This window comes from Polynucleobacter sp. HIN5, assembly GCF_030297555.1.
Taxonomy (GTDB): Bacteria; Pseudomonadota; Gammaproteobacteria; order Burkholderiales; family Burkholderiaceae; genus Polynucleobacter.
Genome location: NZ_AP028136.1, coordinates 746,551 through 758,627, shown reverse-complemented (window position 1 = coordinate 758,627; position 12,077 = coordinate 746,551). Strand labels below are relative to the sequence as shown.

The 12,077-nt window shown below is 49.8% G+C and carries 11 protein-coding genes; 5 read left to right on the top strand and 6 right to left on the bottom strand.

Features of this window, described 5'->3' with window-relative positions; genetic code table 11:
- Positions 1-28 precede the first annotated feature (28 nt).
- Positions 29-724: a CoA transferase subunit A gene (locus QUE61_RS04005; RefSeq protein WP_286307872.1), complete on the bottom strand. Its 696-nt coding sequence runs from the start codon at positions 722-724 to the stop codon at positions 29-31.
- A gap of 103 nt (positions 725-827) precedes the next feature.
- Here QUE61_RS04005 and QUE61_RS04000 point away from each other — a divergent pair, with 103 nt between their 5' ends.
- Positions 828-2,498: an electron transfer flavoprotein-ubiquinone oxidoreductase gene (locus QUE61_RS04000; RefSeq protein ID WP_286307870.1), complete on the top strand. Its 1,671-nt coding sequence runs from the start codon at positions 828-830 to the stop codon at positions 2,496-2,498.
- Here QUE61_RS04000 and QUE61_RS03995 read toward each other — a convergent pair.
- From QUE61_RS03995 to QUE61_RS03985, 3 genes are read right to left on the bottom strand one after another with little or no spacing between them, the layout of a single operon-like run.
- The gene (locus QUE61_RS03995) at positions 2,487-3,647 is read right to left on the bottom strand and encodes an MFS transporter (protein WP_286307868.1); all 1,161 of its coding nucleotides are present in this window, start codon (positions 3,645-3,647) and stop codon (positions 2,487-2,489) included. The two genes, QUE61_RS04000 and QUE61_RS03995, sit on opposite strands and share 12 nt — an antisense overlap.
- Positions 3,648-3,653: 6 nt before the next feature.
- The gene (gene aroC / locus QUE61_RS03990; protein ID WP_286307866.1) at positions 3,654-4,757 is read right to left on the bottom strand and encodes a chorismate synthase; all 1,104 of its coding nucleotides are present in this window, start codon (positions 4,755-4,757) and stop codon (positions 3,654-3,656) included.
- A gap of 15 nt (positions 4,758-4,772) precedes the next feature.
- Complete coding sequence (locus QUE61_RS03985; protein WP_286307864.1) at positions 4,773-5,624, bottom strand: YihY family inner membrane protein; 852 nt, start codon at positions 5,622-5,624, stop codon at positions 4,773-4,775.
- A 48-nt stretch (positions 5,625-5,672) separates the two neighbouring features.
- Here QUE61_RS03985 and wrbA point away from each other — a divergent pair, with 48 nt between their 5' ends.
- Genes wrbA through QUE61_RS03965 form a run of 4 tightly spaced genes read left to right on the top strand, consistent with a single transcriptional unit; the run spans position 5,673 to position 8,647 of the window.
- Positions 5,673-6,278 carry an NAD(P)H:quinone oxidoreductase gene (gene wrbA, locus QUE61_RS03980; RefSeq protein ID WP_286307862.1) on the top strand — a complete coding sequence of 202 codons (606 nt, stop codon included), beginning with the start codon at positions 5,673-5,675 and terminating at the stop codon, positions 6,276-6,278.
- Between the two features lie 3 nt (positions 6,279-6,281).
- Positions 6,282-6,668: a DUF2069 domain-containing protein gene (locus tag QUE61_RS03975; protein WP_286307860.1), complete on the top strand. Its 387-nt coding sequence runs from the start codon at positions 6,282-6,284 to the stop codon at positions 6,666-6,668.
- A 9-nt stretch (positions 6,669-6,677) separates the two neighbouring features.
- Positions 6,678-8,096: an FAD-binding oxidoreductase gene (locus QUE61_RS03970; protein ID WP_286307859.1), complete on the top strand. Its 1,419-nt coding sequence runs from the start codon at positions 6,678-6,680 to the stop codon at positions 8,094-8,096.
- Positions 8,093-8,647 carry a histidine phosphatase family protein gene (locus tag QUE61_RS03965; protein WP_286307857.1) on the top strand — a complete coding sequence of 185 codons (555 nt, stop codon included), beginning with the start codon at positions 8,093-8,095 and terminating at the stop codon, positions 8,645-8,647. The genes QUE61_RS03970 and QUE61_RS03965 overlap by 4 nt, the downstream gene beginning before the upstream one ends.
- Here the strand turns inward: QUE61_RS03965 and QUE61_RS03960 are convergent.
- Positions 8,640-8,975, bottom strand: a complete 336-nt coding sequence (locus QUE61_RS03960; RefSeq protein ID WP_286307855.1) for a P-II family nitrogen regulator — start codon at positions 8,973-8,975, stop codon at positions 8,640-8,642. The genes QUE61_RS03965 and QUE61_RS03960 overlap by 8 nt on opposite strands.
- Positions 8,972-12,067, bottom strand: a complete 3,096-nt coding sequence (locus tag QUE61_RS03955) for an efflux RND transporter permease subunit (RefSeq protein ID WP_286307854.1) — start codon at positions 12,065-12,067, stop codon at positions 8,972-8,974. Before QUE61_RS03955 ends, QUE61_RS03960 begins: the two co-directional genes overlap by 4 nt.
- Positions 12,068-12,077 lie beyond the last annotated feature (10 nt).

Sequence of the window (12,077 nt, the reverse complement as noted above, 5' to 3'; positions counted from 1 at the left end):
CCTCTGTATGATCTTTTCAAGTGAATGCTTATTTAGTAAGCGTGCGTTGCTCAATCCGTTTTTCGGGTTGAGGATTGAGCACAATCCGATGGGCATAAATACCAGGAGTATGAATTTGATCGGGGATAAGCTCGCCGTTCTCCACGATCTCTTCAACTTCCACCACGGTGATCTTTCCTGCCATCGCCACCACTGGATTAAAGTTACGAGCCGTTAAGCGATACAACAAATTACCTGCTTTATCCGCTTTCCATGCTTTGACGAGCGAGACATCGGCAACCAATGAGCGCTCAAGGATGTATTGCTCGCCATCAAACTCACGCACATCTTTACCCTCAGCCACAATTGTTCCAACACCCGTTTTGGTATAAAACGCAGGAATACCGCAACCACCTGCGCGCAATTTCTCTGCGAGGGTACCTTGCGGAGTAAATTCCAGCTCGAGTTCGCCAGCCAAATATTGGCGCTCAAACTCTTTGTTTTCTCCGACATAGGAGGCAATCATTTTTTTGACTTGCCGAGTGGCCAAGAGAATCCCTAATCCAAAATCATCGACTCCGGCATTGTTGGATATTGCCGTGAGGTTTTTAGTCCCCAAATCTTTAACCGCAGCAATGAGGGCCTCCGGAATACCGCATAAACCAAAACCGCCAACCGCGATGGTTTGCCCATCTTTCATAATGTCCTCAAGAGCAGCGCGGGCATTGGGAAATATCTTATTCATTCGCCTAACTTTCTTTCACGTTCTTCAATCAATATCTCATATCACCTAAATGATAACCGCTCGGCATGACCGATTCGTGGCTCAAAAGCACTAAACTAGGGCTATGAATACCGAGGAATTGCTTGCTCAATACGGCCCGCGCGAGGCCATGGACTATGACCTCGTGATCGTCGGGGGTGGCCCCTCTGGGTTATCGGCAGCAATCCATGCCAAACAAATTGCCCAACGCGAGGGTCGCGAGATCTCGGTTTGCGTGTTAGAAAAGGGTTCTGAGGTCGGCGCTCATATTTTGTCGGGCGCAATTATGGATCCGCGTGCCCTCAATGAATTATTTCCCGATTGGCAGGCACTGGGGGCTCCGCTCGAGACCCCAGTTAGTCAGGATGAATTCATCTTTTTGACCGAATCGAGCTCATTTACGGTGCCCCACCTTCTGCTCCCGAATTGTTTCAGTAACCGGGGTAATTACATTTTGAGCTTAAGTAATTTCACGCGCTGGCTGGGCGGTCAAGCCGAGCAACTGGGGGTCGATATTTTTCCAGGGTTTGCTGCTGCAGAAGTTTTGTTCAATGCCCAGGGTGCGGTGTGTGGAGTCGCTACCGGTAATTTAGGAATCCATAAAGATGGGCAGGTCTCAGAACAGTTTCAGCTCGGTATGGAATTACGAGCCAAGTACACCTTATTTGCTGAGGGCTCACGCGGCCATCTCGGTAAACAACTTATCACCAAATACCAACTCGATCGTGAGTCTGATCCGCAGAGTTATGGCATTGGCATTAAAGAACTCTGGGAAGTAACGCCTGAGAACCATCGCCCAGGTTTAGTGATTCATACGGCAGGATGGCCCTTAGATCGCCAGACCTATGGCGGATCTTTTTTGTATCACTTTGGTGAAAACAAGGTTGCAGTTGGCATGGTCGTTGGCCTCTCCTATCGTAACCCTTATCTCAGCCCCTTTGATGAGTTCCAGCGCTATAAATTGCATCCTGCGATTCGTCCGACGTTCGAGGGCGGTAAGCGCTTGGCCTATGGTGCACGTGCCATTACCGCTGGCGGCTTAAATAGTTTGCCGCAAACGGTGTTCCCTGGCGGCGCCCTGATTGGCTGCGATGCGGGCTACCTCAACGCATCCCGCATTAAAGGCAGTCATGCAGCGATTAAATCCGGTATGTTAGCGGCCCAGGCAGCCATGTCTGCGCTTTCTGAAAATCGGGCCAATGATATTTTGAGCGCTTACCCCAGTGCCTTTAAAAATAGTTGGCTGTATACCGAACTCAAGCAGGCGCGTAACTTTAAAGCATGGATGTCTAAAGGTTTATATCTCGGCACCCTCATGGTTGGTATTGAACAAAAAGTGTTTGGTGGAAATGTGCCATGGACTATTCATCAGAAAAAAGCCGACTACGAATATCTTGAACCGGCGCGCTTACATCAGGTGATTGAATATCCAAAACCCGATGGCAAAATTACTTTTGATCGACTCTCCTCGGTATTTATCTCCAATACCAATCATGAGGAGAATCAACCAGCCCACTTAACCCTCAAAGATGAAAGTGTGCCAGTAGCCATTAATTTGGATATTTATGCGGGTCCTGAGCAACGCTATTGCCCTGCCGGTGTTTACGAATACATCGAGGTAGAAGGTAGGCCCAAGCTCCAAATCAATGCCCAAAACTGCGTGCATTGCAAAACCTGTGACATCAAAGATCCTACCCAAAATATTGTATGGGTTACCCCTGAAGGGGGCGGTGGACCCAATTACTCAGGAATGTAAAGCAGTTTGTTTGGTTTTAACCTGCGCAATCGCAACACCGGCTACGGCGCACGCCACCGCTGCCATACCAAACACTTGATTGGGACCCCAATGATCCCAAATCCAACCTGCGCATAAGCCACCCAAGGTTCCACCAAAGCCATAGGCAACCGTCGTAAAGAGTGCCTGACCGCGAGCTTGTAAGGGGCCACTGAACCAACCCTGAATTAATTTGGTACTAGCGCTGTGATGTGCTGCGAAGGTGGCAGCATGCATGAGCTGCGCTAGGATCAAGAGACTGGTACTTGCAAAGTAGCCAATTAATACGAAGCGGATTACTGCAATCATGAATGTTGCTTGCAACACACTCGTTGGCGAATATCGCGACATGACCTTACTCTGAAAATAGAAGAAGATGACTTCCGCGGTCACACCCAATGTCCAGAAAAACCCAATCTCAGATTTGCTGTAACCCAAATCTGCAAGGTATAGAGAATAGAATACATAGAGTGCAGCATGACCAAAGATCATGGCAAATGCTGAGACCAAAAACCAGCGCACCTCTACGCGCCGCAATACCGTTCGAAGCTCCCCGCGCACCAAGGGTTGACGCTCTATTTTTGGTTCTCGTAGTAAAAAGGTATCGATGGCTAATGCAATCAATACGCCTAGACCTAACCATGGAAAGACTTCAATCCCCCACCATTGAAATACTTCACCAGCGAGTAAGACCATGGCAATAAAGCCAATCGATCCCCATAGGCGCAGCCGTCCATAGCGATGGTCAAACGAGTCATCTTTAAATAAGGCGTGTACAGTCGCTGCCTCCCCAAGGGGCACCATGCTGCTCAGAATAGTGTGGAGAATAAACATCCAAATTAAAAATGGGATGTACTGTTCTAAATAGAAAATGACTAAGAAACATAGAACCGCTAGAACGCCACAAAAGCGCATGATGCCCACCCGGTTGGATAAATAATCCGAGAGCCAGCCCCAGGAGAACGGCCCCAAGATGCGGGTTACCTGCAACATCGACATCAAGGCGGCGATTTCGAGCGCACCAAATCCGAGCTCTGCAAAATACAAGCTTGCATACGGCGACATGAGGCCAATGTAGGCGAAGTACAAAAAGAAAAAGGCCCCGAAGGCCCAACGCGAAGACGCTGTCATGAATCCTTAGGTGCTACGGGAGCCCGGAATTGCGGGAGGACTCACCGTGACATCACCGCACTGAGCACGATGACGCAAGGCATGATCCATTAGCACCAAGGCCAACATCGCTTCAGCGATTGGTGCGGCACGAATTCCGACGCAGGGATCATGACGCCCTTTGGTCTGAATGGTGGCAGGTTTACCGTGCACGTCCACTGTCTCTTTCGGGCTCATGATGCTTGAAGTCGGCTTAATCGCAATCGATACACGAATATCTTGCCCAGTGCTAATACCGCCTAGAACACCGCCGGCATTATTGCTTGCAAAGCCATCCGGATGCATCTCATCACCATGAGCACTTCCCTTTTGGGCTACTACCCCAAATCCTTCGCCAATCTCAACACCCTTCACGGCATTAATACCCATCATCACATGGGCGATATCGGCATCTAACTTATCAAAGAGTGGCTCACCCAAACCAATCGGTACGTGGTGAGCCACAACCTCAATTTTGGCTCCGCACGAATCACCCGCCTTACGCAATTGATCCATATACTCTTCGAGCTTTGGAATGATGCTGGCATTCGCGGCAAAGAATGGATTGCGAGCGATTTCTTCTGCATCTTCGAATGGAATGGCAATTTCACCCAGTTGGCTCATATGTGCCACGATTTGAGTACCGTAGTGTTCCCGCAACCATTTTTTTGCGATTGCCGCGGCTGCAACCACGGGGGCGGTTAAACGTGCTGAGGAGCGCCCGCCACCGCGTGGGTCTCGAAAGCCATATTTATAGTGATAGGTGTAATCAGCGTGACCTGGCCGAAAGGTTTGTAGGATCTCGCTGTAATCTTGGCTGCGTTGATCGGTATTGCGAATCAACAAACAAATGGGGGTACCCGTGGTTTTACCTTCAAAGACGCCAGACAAAATCTCGACCTTGTCCTCTTCTTTGCGTTGGGTTACATGGCGCGAGGTACCTGGCTTGCGACGATCCAGATCCACCTGAATATCATCGACCGATAGTTCCATTCCTGGGGGACAACCATCCACCACCGCACCAATTGCAGGACCGTGCGACTCACCAAAGGTGGTTACAGTAAATAGAAGACCTAAGGTATTTCCAGACATACCATCATTATGGCATTAGGCAGGCGCCTGTTCCCGCTGACGGTTTTGCCGAATGGTTGGCAAGTTCGCCACAATCACTGCACCGGCAAGCGTAAGCCACCAGGTGATATAGATCCAAATCAACATGAGGGGCACGATTGCAAAGGTACCGTAGACGGTTTTATAGAAGGCAGCCTGGGTCATGAAATAGGCAAATCCAAACTTGGTGATCTCGTAGGCCGCGGCCACAAAAGCGGCACCTGTAAACGCATCACGCCAGGTCACTGGGGCATAGGGCAGGATTCGGTAGGCTAGAGCAAAAACAATGAATGCTAATAGACTAGGAATGATAGTACTGATGAATTTAAATCCTGCCGATAAGGTCGGGAACCAGCCGCTAGCCGAACCCAGCAATACGCTGCTGAGATAAATCCCTAGACCTAAGAGAATGGGGCCGATCACGGTTGCTACTGAATAGATGATGAGTTTTTTAAGAAAGGGTCGGCGCTCCTTGACCTTCCAGATCTCATTAAAGGCGCGCTCAATCACCACCATCGTTAGAATCGTCGTAATCACCAGCCCCAGAGAGCCCACAATCGTTAATCCCTTGGCTTTGGCTGAGAACTGGTTGAAGTAACTAAATACTTGTTGGCTGATGCCACCGGGGAAATAGTTCTTTAGTAGCCAGGTTTGAAAGGCATTACGTAGATTAATCACCGCCGGGAATTGACTCAGCAGAATTGACCCAATGGTCAGCATCGGCACCAAGGACAAAATGGTGGTGAAGGCCAAACTGGCCGATACCTGGCTCAAACGTAAATGTTGATTGCGATCCCAGAGCTCTTTGCCTAGGGGCAACCAACGCTCAATCGGAAAAGATAATGGCATGACCGTATCATAGGGGATCTGTCTGAAATTCCAAAGAAAGTGCAGTGTATGCGTTCATCCGAGATCCTGGTGTTGTACTACTCCCGCTACGGCGCGACCGAGCAGCTCGCTCGACTGATTGGTCAAGGAATTGAGAGCGTGCCCGGAGTTAGCGCCCGTCTACGGACGGTGCCTGCGGTATCAACGGTTTGCGAGGCGAGCGAGCCACCCGTACCGAAGGATGGACCTCCCTTTGTCGAATACTCTGATTTGGAGGAATGCATTGCTCTAGCACTGGGGTCACCGACCCGCTTTGGCAATATGGCTGCACCGCTCAAGTATTTTTTGGACGGTAGTACCTCACAATGGTTAAGCGGTGCACTGCAAGGTAAGCCCGCCTGTGTATTTACCAGCACCGGTAGTTTGCATGGCGGTCAGGAGACCACCCTCCTCTCGATGATGATTCCTCTTTTTCATCACGGCATGGTGGTGCTTGGTCTACCCTATAGCAATCCTGAACTCATGAACACCACGAGTGGTGGAACACCGTATGGTGTATCGCACCTTGCGCACGCTGATGGCAGCGCCCCGATCAGTGCAGAAGAATCTCGCTTAGCCATTGCACAAGGTAAGCGTTTGGCTGAAATCGCTTTACGTCTTCACGGCGGCAAATAAATCATGCTGAGTGGATTACTGAAAAAAGATAAGTATGTGTTGATTGCCAGTGCTGCAATCGTTGATTTAATTATGGTGTGCGTAGCTTGGGAATGGTTAATCTCACCACTAAGGCCTGGGGGCTCATGGTTAGTGTTAAAGGCAGTCCCTTTAATCATCATGCTGCCTGGAGTATGGCGCGCAAATATCTACACCATGCAATGGAGCAGTATGGCGATCCTGATCTACACCACCGAAGCCTTGACGCGTATTACCGAATCGGGTTGGAATATGTGGATGGCCATTCTCGAACTGATCCTATCCATCACTGTTTTTGTTGCCTTACTGATGTACCTCAAGCCGATTAAAGAAGCGGCTAAGGCGAAAGCAAAAGACGAATCGAAGCACTAGAATGCTTTCATGAATCACTCTGAATTTATCTCGCATTGTCAATCGATTGTTGGTAATGCTTATGTATTAGTCGAGCCCAATGATCAAGCGCCCTATCTAAGTGATTGGCGCAATCGTTATCACGGTAAAGCGCTCGCTGTTTTGCTTCCCAAAACAACCGAGGAGGTTGCTAAGATTGTCAAAGCGTGCGATCAAGCATCGATTTCCATTGTTCCGCAAGGCGGCAATACCAGTATGTGCGGGGCAGCAACCCCCAATGACTCGGGCCAACAAATTGTTCTGAATCTCAAGCGGATGAATACGATCCGTGAAATTAATCCGAGTAACCAAACCATGGTGGTCGAGTCAGGCTGTATTTTGCAAACTTTGCAAGAGGCTGCTAAAGCGCAGGGGTTCTTATTTCCACTCAGTCTAGGTGCGCAGGGGAGCTGTCAGATTGGCGGCAATCTGGCCACCAATGCGGGCGGTACTAATGTTCTGCGCTACGGCAATGCCCGTGAGCTGTGTTTGGGCCTCGAAGTGGTCACTGCGCAAGGCGAGATCCTGCATGGTCTGCGGAGCTTACGGAAAGACAACACTGGATTTGATCTGCGTGATTTGTACATTGGTTCCGAGGGCTGTCTTGGCATCATTACTGCCGCGGTGATGAAGCTATATCCCTTGCCGCTGACCCAGTGGACTGCCTTAGTGGCTGTCCCAAATATTCCGGCAACGATTGAATTGCTGAGTCTTTTTCAGAAACGTACTGCTGCCCTACTCACTGGCTTTGAGATGATGTCAAAGGACTCTTTGGACCTCACCGCCAAGCAATTTCCCCACATGAAAAATCCCCTTGCCAATGACCCTGCTTACACGGTCTTGGTCGAGCTATCCGATCATGAGGGCGAAGAACATGCCCGCAACCTAATGGAACAGGTCCTCGAGTCTGCGTTTGAAGCGGGTATTGCGATTGATGCGGTGATTGCGAGCAATCTCTCGCAAGCCCAATCATTTTGGACCATGCGTGAGCATATCACCATGGCACAAGCGCAAGAAGGCGCCAATCTCAAACACGATATCTCGCTACCAATCTCAGGACTTGATGCCTTTATCACCGAGACCGATCAATTGATTCGGGGGAAATTTACTGGGGTGCGTATTATCAATTTTGGGCATTTGGGTGACGGTAATTTGCATTACAACATTGCTCCGCCACTTGGGACTAATGCCAGCGAGTTTAATCGTGCTCATGAAGCAGCCATTCATGATGTGGTCTATTCTCAGGTCGAGAAACACTACGGCTCCATTTCGGCCGAACATGGCATTGGGCAACTCAAACTCCCTGACCTAGAGGCGCATCGCGGATCGGTGGCACTCCAGCTAATGCGCTCCATTAAAACTGCGCTAGACCCCAAGAACATCATGAATCCGGGTAAGGTGTTGCCGTGAAACGCCTACTGCTGGTTCTCTTGGGGGTTTTCTGTATCCCGCCTGTTGCCAATGCGAATTTACTCTCTGAACTGCAGTCTGGCTCAACACTGATTGTGATGCGTCATGCTGATGCCCCTGGAATTGGTGATCCATCTGGGTATCGACTGGGCGATTGCTCGACTCAGCGTAATCTCGGTGAGCATGGCCGTCAGCAAGCCAAAGAGATTGGTGCGTGGTTAAGTAAACAAGGAATCGGTGAGGCGCGCGTCTTCAGCAGTCCCTGGTGCCGCTGCCTCGATACGGCGGTTTTACTCAATAAAGGGCTTGTGACTTCGGAGCGTTCGCTTGGTTCGTTCTTTAATGAAATGAGCGATAGTGGTAAACAAACCAGAGAGTTAGAAGCATTTGTGCGGCAGCAACTGTCAAAGTCAAACAAGTTACCGCTGATTTTGGTGACCCATCAGGTCAATACCCATGCCTATACCGGTATGTCGGTTGGCGTAGGTCAAATGCTTCTTGTGAAAGTAAATGCGCAAGGCAAAGCCATCAGTAGTCGCGCGCTTAATTAATTGGGTTTGGGTAGTTCTTCGCAATAAAGAAGGCTCGGTCGACATTGACCTTCCACACAATGCCATCCCCTACTTGCCCGGTCTGGCAAGCCTGAACTAAGCGATCCATGATCGTATCGGCTACCTCATCGTTGCAAACGATCTCAATCCGAACCTTTGCTGTGTAATCGGTTAGCTCATCTTTGATAGTAGTTTTTTCAACTCGAGTGGGAGCACTGCAACCCTCAACCTTCGTGACTGTCATCCCAGGAAAGCCAGGAGTATCTATCAGTGCGGCCCGCACCATCGGTAATTTATTGGGACGAATGACTGCTTTTATTTCAATCACGCTTCAACCTTTTTCTCTTCAAACCAACCGTATAAGACCGGTAATACCAGTAATGTTAAGCCCGTTGAGGTAATTAAACCTGAAATAACCACAATAGCAAGAGGTCTTGTGACCTCCGATCCCGGACCTCCCGAGAACAGCATGGGAATCAAAGCCAACATCGCCACCGACGCGGTCATCATCACAGGTCTAAAACGATGTGCGCACCCATCAATGAGAGCCTCACGCAAAGGCATGCCATCGTCGCGCAATTGCTTGATGAATGAGATTAATACCACGCCGTTTAGCACCGCAATACCCCAAAGATTAATGAATCCGACCGCAGCGGGTACCGATAAATACTCGCCGGTAATAAAGAGGCCGAAGATACCCCCGATCGACGCAAACGGTAGAACTAAAATAATCAGTCCAGCCAAGCGAATCGATTGGAAAAGCGTAAAGAGTAAGAAGAAAATCGCGGCAATCGTAAGCGGAATAATGATCATGAGACGCGCCATGGCACGCTCCATGTTCTCAAACTGACCGCCCCACACTAAGGTGTAGCCCTCGGGTAATTTCACATCCTGCGCAATTTTCTTTTGGGCCTCATCCACAAAACCGCCCAAATCTCGACCTTGTACGTTCACCCCAATGACTAAGCGACGCTTACCCGACTCACGTGAGATTTGCGGTGGTCCATCGAGTAACTCGATCTTTGCTAGATCTTTCATCAGTACCTGGGCGCCATTGGGTGATAGCAGAATGATGTTCTCGATCGCATCAATCTTGTCTCGGTAAGGGGCCGGGTAGCGCAATACCATCGGGAAGCGGCGCTCACCCTCGTAGACCGTGGAGGCCTGTTTACCACCGATTGCGGTTTCGATTACGTCGTTGACATCGGCCACATTGATACCGTAACGTGCAATCGCATCGCGATCAATCTTGATATTGAGATAGTTCTGGCCTGAGGCTTGCTCGATCCGCAGATCAGTACTGCCCTTCATGCGCGATAAGATTTGACTAATCTGAGTACCCAGTTTAATGAGCGTCTCGATATCGTCACCAAAGATCTTAATAGCGACTTGTGAACGCACACCCGAGACCATTTCATCGACCCGCGCGGCAATCGGTTGAGAGATCACCAACTCCACACCGGGCAAGGTCTTTAATTTCTCACGAATTTGATTGGCAATCACCTCTTGACTCAAGTCCCGGTCACCCAAGGGCTTCAAGGTCACAATCGGATCGGACTCAAATGGTTGACCCGGGTCGGCCGGAGATTCACCACGTCCTAAACGGGATACCGCCATCTCCACACCAGGAATGGTCATGATTCGTTTGAGGGCCTCAAACTCCAACTTAATCGATTCATCAAGTGCAATATTGGCTGCACGCACAATCACGGGAGTGATTGAACCCTCTTGCATGACCGGGATAAATGATTTACCCAAGAAGATAAAAAGAACAACACTGGCACCCAGCGCGATCAAAGCGCGTTTTACGACTAAACGCGGATGCTTCAAACTCCAATCGAGCATGAAGCTATAGGGCTTACGTAATTTAGCCACAATCTTGGTGTCATCCTCACTGCCGCCTTTTAGGATGTACGAACATAAGACAGGGGACAGCACAAACGATAGGATCAATGAGATGGTAAGCGCAATCGCAATCGTGATCGCCATCGGGGCAAACATCTTGCCCTCCATCCCCTCGAGAGCAAGCAAAGGCATAAACACCAAAATAATAATGCCCACTCCAAAGAGTACGGGCTTGCCAACCTCGGTGGCTGCCTCCAAGATAATCCGGTTACGGGATTCGCCCATCTTTAGGCGAGCACCTAATTTAGCAAAGGTGTTTTCAACCACCACGACTGAGCCGTCAACCATGATGCCGATTGCAATCGCGAGACCACCCAAGGACATCAAGTTCGCTGAAATACCATAGCGGTTCATGACGAAGAATGTGAGCAGCGGAGTCAAGATCAGGGTGGCCACCACAATGATCGATGACCGCACATCGCCCAAGAACAAGAAGAGCAACACAATCACCAAGATGATGCCCTCAACTAAGACCTTGGCAACGTTGAACATCGCCGCATTGACCAGATCGGTTCGATCATAGAACGGAACAATCTGCAAACCTTCGGGCAATAACTTGCGCTCGTTAATCTCAGCGACCTTGGTCTTAATACGATTAACTACCTCCCGAGCATTCGCGCCGCGGTTCATCTGAATAATACCGGCCACACCCTCGGTAACACCATTTTTAATGATGGCGCCTTGCCGAATCTCATTACCAATCATCACCTCAGCCACATTACGTACATAAACTGGGGTACCCTTTACTTCCTTCAGAATGATCTTACTAATGTCTTCTGGCTTTGCCACGAGACCAACCCCACGAATCAAATAGCGCTCCGCATAAGTCGGTAATTGGCCACCTCCAGAATTAGCATTGTTCCGAGCCAGCGCCACATACACATCCTGCAAGGTAATCCCGTAGTGCCTCAAGCGCTCTGGATTGACTAATACCTGATACTCTTTAGCGAAGCCACCTTGGGTATTAATCTCAGCAACACCTGGAATCGAGCGCAACATGGGGCGTACTACCCAATCCTGGATCGTGCGGCGCTCTTGCAGCTCATCCTCAGTCAGGGGGCGATCTCGATCAGACGGATGCTCGAGGGTGTACTGATACACCTCCCCAAGTCCCGTGGTCGGTGGCGCCAAGACGGGAGTGATTCCATCGGGCATACGGGACGCAACCTCAATGAGACGCTCCAGAACAAGTTGGCGGGCAAAGTAGATACTGGTCTTATCCGTGAAAACCAAGGTCACAATGGAAATACCGTTACGGTTGAGCGAACGCATCTCTACCAAGCCGGGTAAGCCGGTCATGCCTAACTCAATCGGGATGGTGACAAAACGCTCGACCTCTTCGGGTGACTTACCAGGGGCCTCGGTCGCGATTTGCACCTGAATGTTCGTTACATCTGGAAAGGCGTCGACTGATAAGCGCTTGGTGGCAAAGAGGCCCACAAAGAACAAACAGATGGAGATCACCACCACCAATAGGCGTTGCTGAAGAGCAAAGCGGACAATACGCTCAATCATATTAAATGGT

Coding starts and splice junctions, on each gene's coding strand:
- QUE61_RS03995 (WP_286307868.1), bottom strand. CDS start 3,647: ATGACAGCGTCTTCGCGTTGGGCCTTCGGGGCCTTTTTCTTTTTGTAC.
- QUE61_RS04005 (WP_286307872.1), bottom strand. CDS start 724: ATGAATAAGATATTTCCCAATGCCCGCGCTGCTCTTGAGGACATTATG.
- wrbA (WP_286307862.1), top strand. CDS start 5,673: ATGCGTTCATCCGAGATCCTGGTGTTGTACTACTCCCGCTACGGCGCG.
- QUE61_RS03970 (WP_286307859.1), top strand. CDS start 6,678: ATGAATCACTCTGAATTTATCTCGCATTGTCAATCGATTGTTGGTAAT.
- QUE61_RS03975 (WP_286307860.1), top strand. CDS start 6,282: ATGCTGAGTGGATTACTGAAAAAAGATAAGTATGTGTTGATTGCCAGT.
- QUE61_RS03985 (WP_286307864.1), bottom strand. CDS start 5,624: ATGCCATTATCTTTTCCGATTGAGCGTTGGTTGCCCCTAGGCAAAGAG.
- QUE61_RS03955 (WP_286307854.1), bottom strand. CDS start 12,067: ATGATTGAGCGTATTGTCCGCTTTGCTCTTCAGCAACGCCTATTGGTG.
- QUE61_RS04000 (WP_286307870.1), top strand. CDS start 828: ATGAATACCGAGGAATTGCTTGCTCAATACGGCCCGCGCGAGGCCATG.
- aroC (WP_286307866.1), bottom strand. CDS start 4,757: ATGTCTGGAAATACCTTAGGTCTTCTATTTACTGTAACCACCTTTGGT.